The organism is Stenotrophomonas maltophilia (assembly GCF_006970445.1).
Lineage (GTDB): Bacteria > Pseudomonadota > Gammaproteobacteria > Xanthomonadales > Xanthomonadaceae > Stenotrophomonas > Stenotrophomonas maltophilia_AU.
This window is the reverse complement of record NZ_CP033877.1, coordinates 625,957-644,720: the sequence shown is the minus strand read 5'-3', so window position 1 is coordinate 644,720 and position 18,764 is coordinate 625,957. Positions and strand designations below refer to the sequence as shown.

Here is an 18,764-nt window from a genome sequence, read left to right as displayed (position 1 = left end):
GGGTTTCACGCGCGCAAAGAAAAACCCGCCGACAACGCGGCGGGTTTCTCCATACGCGGTGGCATTGCGGCCTGCGCGGAACGATGCGATCAGCCGCACCATACCCGCGCGTTGCGGAACATGCGCATCCACGGCGAATCACCCTGCCATTCCGCCGGTGCCCAGCTCAGGTTGAGCGCGCGCGGGGTACGTTCCGGGTGCGGCATCATGATGGTGACGCGGCCGTCGCTGCTGGTCAGGCCGGTGATGCCGTCCGGCGAACCGTTCGGATTCAGCGGGTACTGGCTGGCCACGTTGCCATTGCCATCGATGTAGCGCAGCGAGACGCGGGCGGCGGCCTGGTCGACGGCATTGTCGAACACGGCCTGGCCTTCACCATGCGCGACCGCCACCTGCAGGCGCGAGCCGGCCATGCCACGCAGCAGGATCGACGGCGACTCCACCACTTCCAGCAGCGCGGTGCGGGCTTCGAACTGCTCGCTGGCGTTGCGGCGGAACTGCGGCCAGTGCTCGGCACCCGGAATGATGTTCTTCAGCTGGCTCATCATCTGGCAGCCGTTGCACACGCCCAGCGCGAAGCTGACTTCGCGCGCGAAGAACGCGGCGAAGGCATCACGCAGTGCGCTGCGCTCCAGGATCGAGGTTGCCCAGCCACGGCCGGCACCGAGCACGTCGCCATAGCTGAAGCCACCACAGGCCACCAGGCCGGTGAAATCCTGCAGGGCCACGCGGCCTTCGATCAGGTCGCTCATGTGCACGTCGAAGGCACGGAAGCCGGCACGTTCGAAGGCGTTGGCCATTTCGATCTGGCCGTTGACGCCCTGCTCGCGCAGCACCGCCACGCGCGGACGCGCGCCGGTGCTGATGAACGGTGCCGCCACATCCTCGTTGAGGTCGAAGCTGAGCTTCGGCTTCAGGCCCGGTGCGTTGAAGGCACGGGCGATGTCACGCTCGGCATCGGCATTGGCCGGGTTGTCGCGGCGCTTCTGCATCGCGTGGGTGACCGACCACCAGGCGTCGAACAGCGCTTCCCAGCGCCATTCGGCCAGGTTCTCGCCGCCCAGCGACACACGCACAACCGGTGCCGTGGTCGGCTTGGCGATGCGCTGCGCGCATTCGGTGAGTGCATGGCGTTCGACCAGATCGGCAAACGCGGCGCGGTCTTCGCGTGCAATCTGCACCACCGCACCCAGTTCTTCATTGAACAGGCTGCGGAACGGATCATCGCCCCAGGCATCGAGGGTGATGTCCAGGCCCAGGCGCGAGGTGAAGGCCATTTCGCACAGTGCGGCGAAGGCACCGCCGTCGCTGCGGTCGTGATAGGCCAGCAGCAGGCCAGACTGGCGAGCATCGCGGATCAGTTCGAAGAAACCCCGCAGGCGCTGCGGGTCGTCCAGGTCCGGGGCGGCGCCGGCGAAGGCCGGCAGGTCGCCGTGATCGGCATGCACCTGGGCCAGGATCGAACCGCCCAGGCGCTGCTTGCCGGCACCCAGGCCGATCAGCCACAGCTCGCTGTCCACATCGCGGTCGAGCAGCGGGGTCAGCTGCTGGCGCACGTCGGCGACCGGCGCGAACGCCGAGATCACCAGCGACACCGGCGACACGCTCTTGTGTGCTTCGCCCTGGTCGTGCCACTGCGCCTGCATCGACAGCGAGTCCTTGCCCACCGGGATGCTGATGTCCAGCTGCGGGCACAGTTCCATGCCCACCGCCTTCACCGCGTCGTACAGCAGCGCGTCTTCGCCCGGGTGGCCGGCCGCGGCCATCCAGTTCGCCGACAGCTTGATTTCATCCAGCGCATCGACCGGGGCCGCGCACAGGTTGGTCAGCGCTTCGCCCACCGCCATGCGTGCCGAAGCCGCCGCATCGAGCAGGGCCAGCGGAGTACGCTCGCCGATCGACATCGCTTCGCCAGCCACGCCATCGAAATCGGCCAGGGTGATCGCCACGTCGGCCACCGGCAGCTGCCACGGGCCGACCATCTGTTCGCGTGCGGTCAGGCCACCGACGCTGCGGTCACCGATGGTGACCAGGAAGTTCTTCGAAGCGACGGTCGGGTGCGCGAGCACGCGCAGGCCGGCTTCCTGCAGGTCCAGGCCACCGGTCTTCAGCGCCGGCCAGCGCGGTGCCGGCGGGTGTGCGGTGTCGCGGTGCATCTTCGGCGGCTTGCCGAACAGCACGTCCATCGGCAGGTCGATCGGCGCATCGGCCGGGGTGTGGCCCGGCACGGCACCGTAGGCCACCACCAGGTGCTCTTCTGCGGTAGCCACGCCAACGGCGGCGAACGGGCAGCGCTCGCGGGCGCACAGCGCGGCGAACTCGGCCAGGCGTTCCTGGGCCACGCCCAGTACGTAGCGTTCCTGCGACTCGTTGCACCACAGCTGCATCGGCGACAGCGACGGATCATCGGTAGGCACCTTGCCCAGGTCGATGACACCGCCGACCTTGGAGTCGTGCAGCAGTTCGGGGATGGCATTGGACAGGCCACCGGCACCGACGTCGTGGAAGAACTTGATCGGGTTGTTGGCGCCCATCGCCACGCAGCGGTCGATGACCTCCTGGCAGCGGCGTTCCATTTCCGGGTTGTCGCGCTGCACGCTGGCGAAGTCCAGGTCCTCGGCGCTCTCACCGGAGGCCACCGAACTGGCGGCACCGCCGCCCAGGCCGATCAGCATCGCCGGACCGCCGAGCACAATGACCGCATCACCGGCCTGCAGCTGGATCTTGTCGACCTGCACGCGGTCGATCGCGCCGAGGCCACCGGCCAGCATGATCGGCTTGTCGTAGGCACGCACCAGATCAGCGCCTTCCGGCAGCTCGAAGCTGCGGAAGTAGCCGAGCAGGTTCGGGCGGCCGAACTCGTTGTTGAACGCAGCGCCACCAAGCGGGCCGTCGGTCATGATTTCCAGTGCCGGTGCCATCCGCGGGTTCAGCGCGCGCGGCGCTTCCCACGGCTGCGGCAGTTCCGGAATGCGCAGGTGCGAGACCGAGAAACCGGACAGGCCGGCCTTCGGCTTGCCACCACGGCCGGTCGCGCCCTCGTCGCGGATCTCGCCGCCGTTGCCGGTCGATGCGCCCGGGAACGGCGCGATCGCGGTCGGGTGGTTGTGCGTTTCCACCTTGATCTGGAAGGCGCTGGGCACCTGTGCTTCGCGGCGGTATTCGCCGCTGGCCGGATCGGGGCGGTAGCGCGACGCCGGATGACCTTCGATCACCGCGGCATTGTCGCTGTACGCGCTGAGCGTGTGCTGCGGGGTCTGCTGGTGGGTGTTCTTGATCATCCGGAACAGCGAGCGGTCCTGCTCCTGGCCGTCGATGGTCCAGCTGGCGTTGAAGATCTTGTGGCGGCAGTGCTCGGAATTGGCCTGCGCGAACATCATCAGTTCCACGTCCGACGGCGACCGGCCCAGCGCAGTGAAACGCTCGCGCAGGTAGTCGATCTCGTCTTGGGCCATGGCCAGGCCGAGGCGCTGGTTGGCGGCCTCCAGCTGGTCCACCGGCACGCGTTCCAGTTCGCCACGGGCCGGCGCCGAGAACAGCGCCTGGCCCTGTTCCACGGTTTCCAGCACCGACTGCGTCATCGGGTCGTGCAGCGCCTTGACCAGCGCCTGCTGGGCGGCGGCATCGGCCGGCCAGCCCTGCACGTCGATGCGCAGGCCACGCTCGACCCGGCTCACCGGCTGCCCGGCACCGCGCACCAGCTCGGTGGCCTTGCTCGACCACGGCGACAGCGTGCCCAGGCGCGGCACCACGATGCGGCTGACCGCACCCTCGGCCACGGCTTCGGCCTGCGGCGCAGCTTCGAGGATGCGGCACAGCGTGGTCAGGTCGGGGGCGGCGCTGCCTTCGGGCTGCACGAAGTAGACGTGCCAGGCACCACTGATGCGCAGGGAGGGAGCGATGGACTGCAGGCGGGATTCAAGACGTTCGCGGCGGAACGGCGACAGGGCGGGCGCGCCCTCGAGGACCATCATGTCCGGGGAACCGTAGTTGGGAAACGGGCCCGACATTGTACCGGAAGCGGGGGGAAGGGCTTTGGCCGGGCGGCGCCCGGCACCCGCCGAAGCCAAGGCAAAGGCAAAGGCAACGGCAACAGCAACTGCCAAAGCAAAAGCTGGGTTCCCGTGGGATGGCGGGGTGGGTCCGGTGGCGGGGGACGCCGTAAACCCATCCCTGGGGGCTTGGCCGCGGCATCCATGCCGCGGACACCCCCGCCACCGGACCCACCCCGCCTTCGACAGATTTCCGCGATCTGCAGTAGATCCACGCCATGCGTGGACGCTCCCCGGTAGTGCCGGCCGCTGGCCGGCAACCAGGAAATTTCAGAAATCAGGCATTGAAGAGCGAAGCGACCGGCTTTTGCTTTTGATTTCTTGTTCTGTCTTCCGTGGCTGGCCGCGCAGGAACCTGTCAGGGGCCAGGTGGGTGGGCTGCGCAGGGGCGTGAGCCGCATGGATGCGGCGATCGAGCTTACATGGACGTACTTGCAGCGTCCCCTGCGCAGCCCACCCACCCGGCCAACCCTCAGAAACCCGCTTTCAGCGACCCACCCCAGCCACGAGGGGGTTCCGCCGATGGCCGCCGACCGCGCGCAGCGCCGCTCTCCGCCCGAATCCCGGAACCATGCGCTTGCTCACGGATTGAGCACACGATTGATGACAACGTTGTCCCCACCTGGTGCCGGACTCTCTCCCCGGCCTCCCAGGTACCTCCGTCCGCCCCCTCCGTCGCCTTCCCGGGCGACGCCCGGACCTGCGTCACGCGCGGCGCCATCGGGGCCCGCGCGCCCTTTGATCGGAGACTTACCCATGTACGACCCGATTGTGCGCAGTGCCGAACGTTCGACCCGAAGCTGTCGTCCCCGCCGCCTGGCCTGGCTGCTTGCCCTGGCCGCCGGTACCGCCGCCCTGCCCGGCCTGGCCCAGGCCGCCAGCTGTGCCGGGGTGGCCCAGTGGGACCAGGCCAAGATCTACCGGGCCGGCGATACCCTGCAGAAAGGAGGCGTCCTCTATCGGGCGAACCAGGACATCTGGAACGCGCCGCCGGACCATCCGGCCGGTGCGCCCTACTACACCAACCTCGGCGCCTGTGATGGCAGCGGCAGCAACCAGCCGCCGGTGGTCAGCCTGACCTCGCCGGCCAACGGCGCCACCTTCAGTGCCGGCAGCACGGTCAACGTGACCGCCACCGCCAGTGATCCGGACGGCAGCGTCGCCAAGGTCGAATTCTTCCGCGACGGCAGCACGCTCGGCGTGGCCACCAGTGCGCCGTATGCGGCCAGCTGGGCCAATGCCAGCGCCGGCAGCCACACTCTGCGCGCGGTGGCCACCGACAACAACAACGCCACCACCAGCACCCCGACCATCACCATCACCGTCAACGCCGCCGGTGGCGATACCACCGCACCGAGCGTACCCGGCGGACTGGCGGCCGGTACGCGCACCGCCAACAGCATCGCGCTCAGCTGGAGCCCCTCCACCGACAACACCGGTGGCAGCGGCATGGCTGGCTACGACGTGTACCGCAACGGCAGCCTGGTCGGTTCGCCGTCCAGTGCCAGCTACGTCGATGGCGGCCTGACCGCGTCGACCACCTACCGCTACCGCGTACGTGCCCGCGACAACGCCGGCAATGCGTCCGCACAGGGCACCGAGATCAGCGCCACCACGCTGGCCGGTGACGGCGGCACCACCGGCAAGCGGGTCATCGGCTACTTCACCCAGTGGGGCATCTACGGCCGCAACTACCGGGTCAAGAACATCGACAGCAGCGGCTCGGCCGCACGCCTGACCCACATCAACTACGCGTTCGGCAACGTGCGCAACAACCGCTGCGAAGTGGGCATCACCCAGCCGTCGGATCCGAACAGCGGTGCCGGTGGCGATGCTTTCGCCGACTACACCAAGGCCTTCAGCGCCGCCGAGAGTGTCAGTGGCAGCGCCGATACCTGGGACCAGCCGCTGCGTGGCAACTGGAACCAGCTCAAGCAGCTCAAGGCCAAGTACCCGGGCATGAAGGTGCTGATCTCGCTGGGTGGCTGGACCTGGTCGCGTGGTTTCTCCAGCGCGGCGCGCCCGGAAAACCGCCAGGCCTTCGTCGCCTCGTGCATCGACGCCTACATCAAGGGCAACCTGCCGGTGACCGACGGTGCCGGTGGCGCCGGTGCCGCGCTGGGCGTGTTCGACGGCATCGACATCGACTGGGAATACCCGGTGGCCTGCGGCATCGAATGCGGCAAGCCGGAAGACAACGCCAACTTCACCGCGCTGATGGCCGAGTTCCGCCGCCAGCTCGATGCGGTGCGTCCGGGCCTGTTGCTGACGGTGGCGGTGGGTGCCGGCATCGACAAGATCCGCGTCACCGATCCGGCCGCGTACCACCCGTACCTGGACTACATCAACGTGATGACCTACGACTTCCACGGCGCGTGGGATGCGAAGACCAATCACCAGTCGGCGCTGTTCGATTCGCCGAATGACCCGTCCACCGGCGACCAGAAGCTGTACAACAGCAACGACGCCATCGAGGCCTTCATCAGCCGTGGCGTGCCCGCCGCCAAGCTCAACCTGGGCATCGGCTACTACGGGCGTGGCTGGACCGGCGTGGCCAATGCCAACAACGGCCTGTACCAGACCGCGACCGGCGCCGCCCCGGGTACCTACGAGGCCGGCATCGAAGACTGGAAGGTGCTGAAGAACCTGGCGTGGCCGGGCTACACCGACAACACGGCCGGTGCCACCTGGATCTACAACGGCAGCACGCTGTGGAGCTTCGATACCCCGGCCAACATCACCCGCAAGATGGGTTACGTGAAGACCCAGGGCCTGGGCGGCGCGTTCGTCTGGGAGTTCAGCGGTGACGATGCGCAGGGCACGCTGACCAAGGCGGTCAGTGATGGCCTGAAATAAGCAAAAAGCCGGGGGCGCATTGTGCGCCCCCGGCCTCTGATCTGTAGCGCCGAGCCCATGCTCGGCTGATGGTTCCGCAGTCGAGCATGGCTCGACGCTACGATTTCGCGTCAGCGCTTCTCGGACAACTTGTCCAGCGCCGCACGCAGCTGCGCCGGCGGCAGGTAACCGCCCAGCTGGGTTCCATCCGGCGCGAAGATCGCCGGCGTGCCATTCACGCCCAGCTGCTGGCCCAGCGCGTACTGCATCGCCACCGGGTTGGTGCAGTTCTTGGCCGGCACGCTGCCACCGCGCTTGGCGTTGGTCAGGGCCTGGCGACGATCCGCTGCACACCAGACCGAAATCATGTCGGTGTAGTCCTTGCTGCCCAGGCCCATGCGCGGGAACGCCAGGTACTCGACGGTGATGCCGTTGCGGTTGAGCTCGGCGATGTCCTGGTGCAGCTTGCGGCAGTAACCGCACTCGATGTCGGTGAACACGCTGATGGTGTACTTGGCGTTCGGCGCGGCGAACACGATGCGATCACCGTGGTTGGCCTTGGCCAGCAGGCCGCGACGGTAACCGAGCAGGCCTTCACTGTTGGCCGGGCCCTTGGCGCGGGTGTCGTAGGGCTGCGACTGGAACAGGTAGCGACCGTCATCGGACACGTACAGCAGCTGGCCGGAGACCACCACTTCGCGGAAGCCGGGGAACGGCGCGGCACCGATGTAGTCCACCTGGAAGCCGGGATTCAGCGCGGTCAGAGCGGCACGTACCGCCTGGTCGGCCGACGCGTTGGCAGCCGGGCCGGCCTTGGCCGCAGCGGCAGGCGCCTTGGCGGCCGGCGGGGCCGGCGGGGCCGGCTGGGCGCAGGCGGTCAGGCTGAGCGCACCGAACACGGCGGCGATGGCAAATCGGAGCATGGAGCGATCCGCAACAGAAGAAGATCCCGGATTCTGACACAGCCACCAGAACCGGGCCGCGACGCCCGGCACGGCCCCGGGCCGCGATTCAGCCCGGCGCTCAGCCGCGCGGATGGTGGCGGGCGTGCAGCTTCTGCAGATGCTCGCGCGCCACCAGGGTGTAGATCTGGGTGGTCGACAAGGAACTGTGGCCGAGCAGCATCTGCAGCGCGCGCAGGTCGGCACCGCGGTTGAGCAGATGGGTGGCGAAACTGTGGCGCAGGCCATGCGGGCTGATCCGCGCCGGGTCGATGCCGGCCACCTGCGCGTGGCGCTTGACCAGGTGCCAGAACGCCTGCCGGGTCAGTGCATGCAACGTCGGCTCGATGAACAACGGGGTCTGCCCATCCGCCAGGGCATGCACCTTGCCCTTGCCGACCAGCTGCGGGCGCGACTGCTGCAGGTAACGCTCCAGCCAATGCTGCGATTCCTCGCCCAGCGGCACCAGCCGTTCCTTGCTGCCCTTGCCGGTAACCCGCAGCACGCCCTGGCGCAGGTTGACCGCCGTGGCCGGCAGCAGCACCAGCTCGCTCACGCGCAGGCCGGCGGCATACATCAGTTCCAGCATGGCGCGATCGCGCAGGCCCAGCGGGCTGTCGATGTCCGGGGCCGCCAGCAGCGCGTCGATCTGGCTTTCGGCCAGCGCCTTGGGCAACAGCCGCGGCAGCTTCGGCGGGTCGAGCAGCGCACTCGGGTCTTCGCTACGCTCGCCACGGCGCACGCCATCGGCGAAGAACGCCCGCAGCGCCGACAGCAGGCGCGCATTGCTGCGCGGCGACCAGCCATGCCGGGTGCGCCAGGCCAGGTAGTCGAACAGCCCGGGACGTTCGATGCCGGCCAGGCCACCGTCGCGTCCATCCATCCAGCGCGCCAGCCCTTCCAGGTCGCGCCGGTAGCTGTCGAGGGTGGCGCGGGCCAGGCCGTTCTCGGCCCAGATCGCATCGAGGAAGCGCTGGATGCGCATGCTGTCGTCGGCGCGCAGCTCGGGCAGTTGCTGGACCAGCTGGCGGCGTTCGGCGGGGGTGGAAACAAGGGCCATGCGTGCAGGATACGAGGGCCACTGCGGGCACGGCCAGCTTTGCGTATGCTCGGCGCATGTCCCGCCCTGCCACCGACACGGCCCCTGCGGCCGCTACCGAAACACCTCGCCCACGCGCGCTGCTGCCCTGGCGCGTGCTGGCGATGGTCTACGACGCACTGCCGGTGCTGGCGCTGTGGATGCTGGCCGGCACGCTGTTCACCCTCGCCTACACCTTCAGCGGCCACGCGCAGCGCGAGAACATCGCACCGTTCAGTGCCTGGCAGTGGCTGCTGTGGGCGGTGTGCTGGGGAATCACGGGGTGGTACGCCACGGCCAGCTGGCGCCGTGGCGGACAGACGCTGGGCATGCGTCCGTGGCGGCTGAAACTGCAATCGCGCGATGGCACGCCGCTGCGGCGCGGCCAGCTGTGGCTGCGCTTCGCAGTGGGCACGCTGTCACTACTGCTGGGCGGGCTGGGATTCTGGTGGGCGTGGGTCGACCGCCAACGCCTGACCTGGCACGACCGCGCCAGCGGCACCCGCGTGGTGCGCATGCCGAAGCGGTAAAGCGCTGTCTGCAGGGCCGAGCACGCGCTCGGCGCTACACGAACAGCGCAGCGATCAGCCTGCAGGCGCCGGGTCGGGCAGGATCACCGCCGGCTGGGCCCAGAGGTCGAAGTAGGCGGACGCGAACGCATTGGCCTGCACGTCATCGGCCACCGGAACCTGTCCGCTCAACTGCGCCCGGGTCTTCACGAAGTCCTGCCACAGCTTCAGGCTGGCCTTCTTCAGGCGCCTCTGCTCCCCCGCGTCGGTGGCCGCCAGATAGTGCGCGTAGAGGTCGCGCATCGGTTTGCCCTGGGCCTCATAGGCCGCCGGGAGCGCCGGCAGTTGGGCCGGGGTGAATGCCACCGTTGCCGCCGGCACCTGGTAGCCGCCCGGCCCGAAGGCCTCCTTCAGGTCTTCCCCGGCGTCCAGGTACTCGAAGAAGCCGGGCACGTTGTAGAGCTTGGTCCGGTAATCGGATGAGGTATCCGGGCTGTTGGACACCACCGTATCGGGCAGCTCCCCCATCAGCCCAACGTCCCAACGGCGCGGAATGAACATACCGGTTGCCTTCACGTAGGGGCCCTCGATCTCCACGTCGTTCAGTTCGACCTTCGACGCCAGGCCACCGGAGTTGGTCTTGCTGGTGACGTACTGCTCGGTGACGATCACGTACTCGGCCATGGCCGGGTTGATCAGGCCACCGATCCCGTCGGCGTAGACGACCATGCGTACGCTGCCAATCTTCTCGCTCTGCAGCCGGTACTGGCCCGGCTCCAGGGCCAGAGGCATGGAGGTGTGCGGCGGCAGGGTGTGCACCTGCTGATCGATCGACAGGGTCAGCGGCGCATCGGTCGGGTTGTCGATCTCGAAGTCGACCGTGGACCGGCTGCAGCCGGCAGAGAGCAGCACGGCCGCAATACACGGCAGAAGGCGTTGAAAGCTCATGTTCGTCCTTGAAATGAAACGGAAACAGCCGGGCCATGCCCGGCTCCATGGGGGTCAGCCCGACTTGCGCCGGAACAGCAGTCCGGACACCGCCAGCATCACGATCGGGGGCAACGCATAGGCAATGCGGTAATCGAACTTCAGCGCACCGGCCATGCGGCCGAAGAACAGCTGCAGCAGCCAGAAGCCCAGTGCGAACAGGATGCCCAGGAACAGGCGCTTGCCCATGCCGCCGCTGCGCAGCGACCCGAACGCGAACGGCACCGCCGCCAGGCACAGTGCCAGCACATTCACCGGGTAGAACCAGCGGCTCCAGTACACATCCTCGAAGTCGCGCGCATCCAGCCCGTTACGCTGGCGGTAGGCAATGCTGTTGCTGAGCTCGGACACGCTGAGGTTGCGTGGCTTGGCGATGCCGGTGGCCAGTGCCGCCGCATCCAGCTTCGAGTTCCACGGCTCGCGCGCCACTTCCTGGCGGGCCGCCGAGCGCTCGCCGAAGGTGTCGCGACGCACGCCGGTCAACACCCAGCCGTCCTTGTCGTGCTCGGCGGTGGCGGCATGGGTCAACGAGGCGATCTTGCCGTCTTCGGCGACCCGGTACAGGCGCACATCACGCAGGATCAGCCGCGTGCCCTTGTCGCCCACCAGCTGCTCCTCGCCGCTCTGGGCGTTGAGGAAGGTGTCGCCTTCGCGCGCCCACAGCCCCGAGTAACGGGTGGTCGCGATATCCCGCCCCCACTTGGCACTGGACTTCAGCGCATCGGCGCGGTCCTGGCCCCACGGGCCCAGTGTCTCGGCGCTGAGCACCATCACCGCGGTCAGCAGCGACAGCGCGATCGCCACCGACACGCTCAGGCGCTTGCGCGACAGGCCCAGCGCACGCAGTGCGGTCAGCTCCGAGGTCGCGGCCAGCTGGCCCAGGCCCATCAGTGCGCCGATCACCGCGGCTGTCGGGAACATCGTGTAGGCGCGGCGCGGCACCGTGTACAGCACCCACGCCGCGGCATGGCCCAGGGTGTAGCCGTTCTTGCCGATGTCCTTGAACTCGCCGGAGAAGGCCATCACCACGTCCAGGCCGACCAGCACCGCCCAGGTCAGCAGCACCGTGGTGAACACCGACTGGCCCAGGTACAGGTCGAAACGCATCGGGCGCAGCCTCATGCGCGGGCTCCCTTCTGGCGGCCCAGGCGGCCATCACGTGCATACATCCAGATCGCCAGCGCCAGCAGCGGCACGGTCAGCCACCACAGGCCGAGAGCGGCGGGGATCTTGCCCGTGGCAATCCAGCCGCTGCCGATGAACATCAGGTTGGTACCCACCATGTAGGCCATCAGGGCCAGCATCATGCGGCCGTAGCGCTGCTGGCGCGGCGAGCTGCGGCCCAGCGGCACGGTCAGCAGGGCGAACGCCAGCGCGATCAGCGGCGGTGCCAGCCGGCGGTGCAGCTGCGCCTGCGCCTGCGGGCGCTCATCGCCGATCAGCTTCAGGGTCGGCATCAGTTCCGGGTCGTCCTCGGTGCGGGTCTGTGCGCCGTCAGGCAGCGCCACGTCGTTGCGGGCAAAGGTGGCCAGACGGTAATCCAGCGCGCCGGCCACCGGGCCTTCCACCTGGTGGCCGTCATCCAGCTCCAGGAAGCGCTGGCGGGTGCCCTCGAAGAACATGCGGCCGCTGTTGGCCGACACCACTTCCAGGCGGTCGTCCTTCTGCCGCTGCATGAACACCTTGCCCAGCTGGGTGCCGTCGGGCGAGATCGTGGACAGGTACACCACGCCGCCATTGGGCAGCGGCGTGAATCGGCCCGGCTCCAGGCCGGCCATCAGCACGCTGCGGTTGGCCTCGATGATCATCTGCTCGGCCACCCGGCCGGCCCACGGGCCCAGCCACAGCGAGCAGGTGCCGACCAGCAGCACCACCGGCACCACCAGCATCAGCAGCGGCCGCAGCAGGCGCTTGGGGCCCACACCGATGGCGGTGATCACCGCCATCTCCGAATCGCGGTACAGGCGGGCGATGGCCAGCAGCAGGCCCAGCATCAGCGCCAGTGGCAGGATCAGTGGCAGGTAGGCGATGAACTGCAGGCCCAGCTGGGAGAACAGCAGCTTGGCTGGCAGGCGCCCGTCGGCGATGTTGCCGAGGATGTCCACCAGAACGCCGCCCACGCTGACCACCAGCAGGACGATCAGGGTAGCCAGGAAACTCTGGACGAAATCGCCCAGCAGGTATCGGTCGAGCTTCAGCATGGGGCGGTGGTTTAAACTCTGGGGTTCGTTCGCGGTGCCGCCCAGTCTACTGTCTGGGCGTAAACGGCCTGCGATTGTACGGACTCGCCAATGGAATCTGCTCAATGGCCCTCGAATTCACCCTGAACCACGTTGCTCCGGCCGCCGCCACCGTTGATTGCCTGGTGGTAGGCGCGTATGCCGACCATACCCTGACCCCGGCCGCGCAGGCCCTGGATACCGCCAGTGGTGGCCGTCTGGCCGCTTTGGCCCAGCGTGGCGACCTGTCCGGCAAGACCGGCGCCACCACCCTGCTGCACGACCTGCCGGGCGTGACCGCCCCGCGCGTGCTGGTGGTTGGCCTCGGCGAAGCCGCCCGCTTCGGCGTGCCGCAGTACCTGAAGGCCGTTGGCGACGCCGTGCGCGCGCTGAAGGCCGGCGCCGCCCGCAGCGCGCTGTTCACCCTGTCCGAAGTGGCGGTGAAGGACCGCGACGCGGCCTGGGCGATCCGCCAGGCGGTGATCGCCGCCGATCACGCCGCCTACCGCTATACCGCCACCCTGGGCAAGAAGAAGGCCGACGATGCCGGCCTGACCCAGCTGGCCGTTGCCGGTGACGACGCCCAGGCCCTGGCCCAGGGCCAGGCCATCGCCGCCGGCGTCGAGTTCGCCCGCGAGCTGGGCAACCTGCCGCCGAACTACTGCACCCCGGCCTACCTGGCCGAAGTGGGCGTGAAGTTCGCCGGCGAACACGACGGCGCCGAGGCCGAGATCCTCGACGAGACCCAGATGGAAGCGCTGGGCATGGGCTCGCTGCTGGCCGTGGCCCGCGGTTCGGCCAACCGCCCACGCCTGGTCGTGCTGAAGTGGACCGGTGCTGGCGACGCCAAGCCGTACGTGCTGGTCGGCAAGGGCATCACCTTCGATACCGGTGGCGTCAACCTGAAGACCCAGGGCGGCATCGAAGAGATGAAGTACGACATGTGCGGTGGCGCCAACGTCATCGGCACCTTCGTCGCCGCGGTCAAGGCCAAGCTGCCGCTGAACCTGGTGGTGGTGGTGCCGGCGGTGGAGAACGCCATCGATGGCAATGCCTACCGTCCGTCCGACGTGATCACCTCGATGTCGGGCAAGACCATCGAAGTCGGCAACACCGACGCCGAGGGCCGCCTGATCCTGTGTGACGCGCTGACCTACGCGCAGCGCTTCGAGCCGGCCGCGCTGGTCGACGTCGCCACCCTGACCGGTGCCTGCATGGTCGCCCTCGGCCACCAGACCGCCGGCCTGATGACCAAGCACGACGACCTGGCCAACGAGCTGCTGGCCGCTGGCGAGCATGTGTTCGACCGCGCCTGGCGCCTGCCGTTGTGGGACGAGTACCAGCCGATGCTGGATTCGACCTTCGCCGACGTCTACAACATCGGCGGCCGCTGGGCCGGCGCGATCACCGCGGGCTGCTTCCTGTCGCGCTTCACCGAAGGCCAGCGCTGGGCCCATCTGGACATCGCCGGCGTCGCCAGCGACGAAGGCAAGCGTGGCATGGCCACCGGCCGCCCGGTCGGCCTGCTGAGCCAGTGGTTGCTGGACCAGGTCGCCCGCGCCTGATGCCGTACCCGACCCTGGCCGGCAGACGCCGGCCGGGGCCTCGCCCGGCAATGCCGGGCCCCTGCCTGACCCGGACCCTGCCATGCCCCGCGCCGACTTCTACCTGATCGCCAAGCCCCGCTTCCTGACCGAGCCACTGCGCCTGGTCTGCGAGCTGGCGCGCAAGGCCAACGACGCCGGGCTGTTCACCCTGGTGCTGGCCCGCGACCAGGCCCAGGCCGAAGAGCTGGACGAGCTGCTGTGGGCATTCGACAACGATGCCTACATCCCGCACCAGATCGCCGGGGAAGACATGGACGAGGAAGAGGCTCTGGTGCTGATCGCCGTGCCCGGCACCGAGGCACCGGCGCGTCCACTGGTGATCAACCTGCGCGACGAGCCCTGGCTGGGCCAGTGCGAGCGCGTGCTGGAAGTGGTTCCGGCCGATCCGGAAGCGCGCGAACCGCTGCGCGAGCGCTGGCGCCAGTACAAGGCCGCCGGTTACGACCTGAACAAGCACGACATGTAAGTCCCGCGAGGACCCCTTGATGCGCCTGCTGATCGCCCTGATTCTTCCCTGGCTGTCCTTCTTCACCATCGGCCGTCCACTGGCCGGGATCGTCTGCCTGATCCTGCAGATCACCCTGATCGGCTGGTTGCCCGCCGCCATCTGGGCCGCCTACGCGGTCAGCCAGTACCACACCGACCAGAAGATCCGGCGCGCCCTCGGGTCGCGCTGATCTCCCTTCCGCCTTGATTACCGGTTCCCCCGCATGACCCAACTCGCCTCCAGCTACGACCCGAAGTCCTTCGAGACCGACCTCTACGAGGCCTGGGAGAAGGCCGGCCACTTCAAGCCGTCCGGCACGGGCGAGCCGTACACCATCCTGCTGCCGCCGCCGAACGTGACCGGCACCCTGCACATGGGCCACGCCTTCCAGCAGACCCTGATGGACGCACTGGTGCGTTACCACCGCATGCGCGGCTACGACACGCTGTGGCAGGTCGGTACCGACCACGCCGGCATCGCCACCGAAATGGTGGTCAGCCGCAACCTGGCGCTGGAAGGCAAGGGCGAGACCCGCGATTCGCTGGGCCGCGAAGGCTTCATCGGCAAGGTCTGGGAGTGGAAGCAGCAGTCCGGCGACACCATCGAACGCCAGATGCGCCGCCTTGGCACTTCCGCCGACTGGTCGCGCAGCACCTTCACCATGGACCCGCAGCCGTCGGCAGCGGTCAACGAAGCCTTCGTGCGCTGGTACGAACAGGGCCTGATCTACCGCGGCCAGCGCCTGGTCAACTGGGATCCGGTGCTGAAGACCGCCATTTCCGACCTGGAAGTGGAGAGCGCCGAGGAAGACGGCTTCCTGTGGTCGATCGCCTACACGCTGGATGACGGTCTGAGCTACGAGCACGTCGAGCGCGATGCCGACGGCGTGGAAACCCTGCGCGAAACCCGCGACTACCTGGTCGTTGCCACCACCCGCCCGGAAACCCTGCTGGGCGATACCGCGGTGATGGTGCACCCGGAAGACGAGCGCTACGCGCACCTGATCGGCAAGAGCGTGGTGCTGCCGCTGACCGGCCGTCGCGTGCCGGTGATCGCCGACGACTACGTGGACCGCGCGTTCGGCACCGGCGTGGTCAAGGTCACCCCGGCGCATGATTTCAACGACTATGAAGTCGGCGTGCGCCACAACCTGCCGATGATCAACCTGTTCACCCCGGTGGCAGCGCTGAACGAAAACGCGCCGGAGCGCTTCCAGGGCCTGGACCGCTACGCCGCGCGCAAGGCCGTGCTGGCCGAACTGGAAGACCTGGGCATCCTGGTCGAGACCAAGGCGCACAAGCTGCAGGTGCCGCGCGGTGACCGTACCGGCCAGGTGATCGAGCCGTACCTGACCGACCAGTGGTTCGTGAAGATGGACGACCTGGCCAAGCGTGGCCTGGAACTGGTCGAAGACGGAACCATCGCCTTCGTGCCGCCGAACTGGATCAACACCTACCGCCACTGGATGAACAACATCCAGGACTGGTGCATCAGCCGCCAGCTGTGGTGGGGCCACCGCATCCCGGCGTGGTTCGATGCCGCAACCGGCAGCTGCTACGTCGGCCGCAGCGAAGAGGAAGTGCGGGCAAAGCACAACCTGGACAGCGACGTGGTGCTGAACCAGGAAAGCGACGTGCTGGAGACCTGGTTCTCCTCGCAGCTGTGGCCGTTCTCCACCCTGGGCTGGCCGAACGAGCAGGCCATGGCCGAGCGCGGCTTCGACCGCTACCTGCCGTCGTCGGTGCTGATCACCGGCTTCGACATCATCTTCTTCTGGGTGGCGCGCATGATCATGGCCACCGACAACCTGGTCGGGAAGATCCCGTTCAAGGACGTCTACTTCACCGGCCTGATCCGCGACGGCCAGGGCCAGAAGATGTCCAAGAGCAAGGGCAACGTGCTCGACCCGCTGGACATCATCGACGGCATCACCATCGACGACCTGGTCGCCAAGCGCACCGGCGGCCTGATGCAGCCGAAGATGGTGGAGAAGATCGAGAAGGCCACCCGCAAGGAATTCCCGGACGGCATTGCTGCCCACGGTGCCGATGCGCTGCGCTTCACCATCGCCGCGCTGGCCACCCACGGCCGCGACATCAAGTTCGACATGAACCGCGCCGAGGGCTACAAGAACTTCTGCAACAAGTTGTGGAACGCCAGCCGCTTCGCCCTGATGAACACCGAGGGTGCTGCGTTCACCGGCGTGCCGACCCCGCGCACCGATGCCGAGCGCTGGATCCTGGCGCGCCTGGCTGCGGTGTCCGCCGAGGCGCAGGGCCACTACGCCAACTACCGCTTCGACCTGCTCTCGCAGTGCCTGTACGAGTTCGCCTGGAACGAATTCTGCGACTGGTTCCTGGAACTGAGCAAGCCGGCACTGAACGGTGCCGACGCAGCGGATGCCGAGAGCACCCGTCACACCCTGCTGTACGTGCTGGAAGCACTGCTGCGCCTGTTGCACCCGCTCACGCCGTTCATCACCGAACAGCTGTGGCAGCAGCTGGCCCCGCGCCTGGGCCTGGCCGAAACCACGCTGTCGCTGCGCCCCTACCCGACCGCCGCCGAATTCGCCGGTGATTTCGCCCAGGCCGAGGCCGACGTGGAATGGCTGAAGGCGGTGATCAGTGCGGTGCGTCGCGTGCGCAGCGAACTGAACGTCGCGCCGTCCAGGCAGGTGCCGCTGCGCCTGCAGGCCGGCCTGGAGCAGGACCGCGTGCGCATCGAACGTTTCAGTGCCTCGCTGTCGTTCCTGCTGAAGCTGGACAGCATCCAGTGGCTGGCCGAAGGCGAAAGCGCACCGCCGGCTGCCGCCGCGATCGTGGGCGAGCTGAAGCTGCTGGTGCCGCTGGAAGGCCTGGTCGATCTCGATGCCGAGCGCGTGCGCCTGGACAAGGAAATCGCCCGCGTCGAAGCCGAAAAGGAAAAGAGCGAGACCAAGCTGGCCAAGTTCACCGACAAGGTACCGCCGGCGGTAGTCGAGCAGGAACGCGTGCGCCTGGCCGACTGGAACACCCAGCTGGCCGGCCTGCGCGAACAGCGCGCGAAGCTGTAACGCCACGCTCTGGTACGTGCCAACCAAGGTTGGCACCTACCACGGCAGGAAAGGTTGGCACCTACCACTGCGGAATCGGAAACGCCGGGCGATGCCCGGCGTTTCCATTTCCCCCGCATGGCATCATCGCCGGATGCCTCTGTCCATCTTCCTGCTGGTTCTCGCCGCCGCGGCGCTGCATGCCAGCTGGAACGCGATCGTCAAACGCGGGCCCGACAAATTCCTCGGCACCGTCCTGGTGACCGGCAGCGCCGCGCTGCTGTCTGCTGTCGCTCTGCCCTTGCTGCCCTTCCCAGCCGCGCACAGCTGGCCGTGGCTGGGCGCATCGGTGCTGTTGCAGGTGACCTATTACGGGCTGGTCGCACGCTGTTACCAGCAGGTCGACATGAGCCTGGCCTATCCGCTGATGCGTGGCAGCGCGCCGATCCTGGTCGCACTGGCGGGCACCCTGCTCGGTGAGCCATTGCCCGCTGCAGCGTGGCTGGGTGTGGTGCTGGTGAGCACCGGCATCCTGTGCATGGCACTGGGTGCGCGTGGCGGCCAACTGCGCCTGCCGCTGTTGACCGCAGCGATGATCGCCACCTACACCCTAGTCGATGCGCAGGGTGCGCGGCAGTCCGGCAGCGCGCTCAGCTACACGCTGTGGTTGTTCCTGCTGTCGGGCATTCCGCTGCCGCTGTGGGCGTTGTACACGCGCGGCGGCGCGGTACTGGACTATGCGCGGCAGCATTGGCCGCTGGGACTGGCCGGTGGCGTCGGCACCACCGCCTCCTATGCGATGGCGTTGTGGGCCATGACCCAGGCGCCGGTGGCGATGATCTCGGCGCTGCGCGAATCCTCGATCCTGTTCGCGCTGCTGATCTCGGTGTTCCTGCTGCGCGAACGGATACCACGCGCGCGCTGGCTGGCGGCGTCGCTCATCGTCGGTGGCGTGCTGGCGTTGCGCCTGGCGTGAGCGGCGCATCGGTAGTGCCGGCCGCTGGCCGGCACCCCTTCC

Annotated in this window: 13 protein-coding genes; 7 read left to right on the top strand and 6 right to left on the bottom strand. The window is 68.1% G+C overall.

Going from position 1 to position 18,764, the window contains the following annotated elements:
* Nucleotides 1-89: 89 nt before the first annotated feature.
* Nucleotides 90-3,974 carry a phosphoribosylformylglycinamidine synthase gene (purL, locus tag EGM71_RS02875; RefSeq protein ID WP_223224528.1) on the bottom strand — a complete coding sequence of 1,295 codons (3,885 nt, stop codon included), beginning with the start codon at nucleotides 3,972-3,974 and terminating at the stop codon, nucleotides 90-92.
* A gap of 834 nt (nucleotides 3,975-4,808) precedes the next feature.
* Here purL and EGM71_RS02870 point away from each other — a divergent pair.
* Nucleotides 4,809-6,908, top strand: coding sequence for a glycosyl hydrolase family 18 protein (locus EGM71_RS02870; RefSeq protein ID WP_188487695.1), 2,100 nt, complete (start codon nucleotides 4,809-4,811; stop codon nucleotides 6,906-6,908).
* Nucleotides 6,909-7,018: 110 nt separating this feature from the next.
* Here the strand turns inward: EGM71_RS02870 and EGM71_RS02865 are convergent, their stop codons facing one another.
* Nucleotides 7,019-7,810 carry a thioredoxin fold domain-containing protein gene (locus EGM71_RS02865; protein WP_188487693.1) on the bottom strand — a complete coding sequence of 264 codons (792 nt, stop codon included), beginning with the start codon at nucleotides 7,808-7,810 and terminating at the stop codon, nucleotides 7,019-7,021.
* 100 nt (nucleotides 7,811-7,910) lie between these two features.
* Entirely contained in the window at nucleotides 7,911-8,888 is a 978-nt protein-coding gene (gene xerD, locus EGM71_RS02860) for a site-specific tyrosine recombinase XerD (protein ID WP_188487691.1), read from the bottom strand.
* Between the two features lie 56 nt (nucleotides 8,889-8,944).
* Here xerD and EGM71_RS02855 point away from each other — a divergent pair, with 56 nt between their 5' ends.
* Nucleotides 8,945-9,436, top strand: coding sequence for an RDD family protein (locus EGM71_RS02855; protein WP_188487689.1), 492 nt, complete (start codon nucleotides 8,945-8,947; stop codon nucleotides 9,434-9,436).
* A 54-nt stretch (nucleotides 9,437-9,490) separates the two neighbouring features.
* On the opposite strand, the gene EGM71_RS02850 is transcribed toward EGM71_RS02855, so the two are convergent.
* The 3 genes from EGM71_RS02850 to lptF are packed head-to-tail and all read right to left on the bottom strand — an operon-like array spanning nucleotide 9,491 to nucleotide 12,603.
* Nucleotides 9,491-10,363 carry a hypothetical protein gene (locus tag EGM71_RS02850; RefSeq protein ID WP_188487687.1) on the bottom strand — a complete coding sequence of 291 codons (873 nt, stop codon included), beginning with the start codon at nucleotides 10,361-10,363 and terminating at the stop codon, nucleotides 9,491-9,493.
* A 54-nt stretch (nucleotides 10,364-10,417) separates the two neighbouring features.
* Nucleotides 10,418-11,524 carry an LPS export ABC transporter permease LptG gene (gene lptG, locus EGM71_RS02845; protein ID WP_188487685.1) on the bottom strand — a complete coding sequence of 369 codons (1,107 nt, stop codon included), beginning with the start codon at nucleotides 11,522-11,524 and terminating at the stop codon, nucleotides 10,418-10,420.
* Entirely contained in the window at nucleotides 11,521-12,603 is a 1,083-nt protein-coding gene (gene lptF, locus EGM71_RS02840) for an LPS export ABC transporter permease LptF (RefSeq protein ID WP_188487683.1), read from the bottom strand. The genes lptG and lptF overlap by 4 nt, the downstream gene beginning before the upstream one ends.
* A 104-nt stretch (nucleotides 12,604-12,707) precedes the next feature.
* Here lptF and EGM71_RS02835 point away from each other — a divergent pair, with 104 nt between their 5' ends.
* The 5 genes from EGM71_RS02835 to EGM71_RS02815 all read left to right on the top strand — a co-directional run bounded on the left by EGM71_RS02835 (nucleotide 12,708) and on the right by EGM71_RS02815 (nucleotide 18,722).
* Complete coding sequence (locus tag EGM71_RS02835; protein ID WP_188487681.1) at nucleotides 12,708-14,186, top strand: leucyl aminopeptidase; 1,479 nt, start codon at nucleotides 12,708-12,710, stop codon at nucleotides 14,184-14,186.
* An 82-nt stretch (nucleotides 14,187-14,268) separates the two neighbouring features.
* Nucleotides 14,269-14,694, top strand: coding sequence for a DNA polymerase III subunit chi (locus EGM71_RS02830; protein ID WP_005415211.1), 426 nt, complete (start codon nucleotides 14,269-14,271; stop codon nucleotides 14,692-14,694).
* A gap of 19 nt (nucleotides 14,695-14,713) precedes the next feature.
* Nucleotides 14,714-14,905 (top strand): YqaE/Pmp3 family membrane protein, encoded by a 192-nt coding sequence (locus EGM71_RS02825; RefSeq protein WP_014035920.1) that lies wholly within the window; start codon nucleotides 14,714-14,716, stop codon nucleotides 14,903-14,905.
* Between the two features lie 33 nt (nucleotides 14,906-14,938).
* Nucleotides 14,939-17,767, top strand: a complete 2,829-nt coding sequence (locus tag EGM71_RS02820; protein ID WP_188487679.1) for a valine--tRNA ligase — start codon at nucleotides 14,939-14,941, stop codon at nucleotides 17,765-17,767.
* A gap of 133 nt (nucleotides 17,768-17,900) precedes the next feature.
* Nucleotides 17,901-18,722, top strand: coding sequence for an EamA family transporter (locus tag EGM71_RS02815; RefSeq protein ID WP_188487677.1), 822 nt, complete (start codon nucleotides 17,901-17,903; stop codon nucleotides 18,720-18,722).
* Nucleotides 18,723-18,764 lie beyond the last annotated feature (42 nt).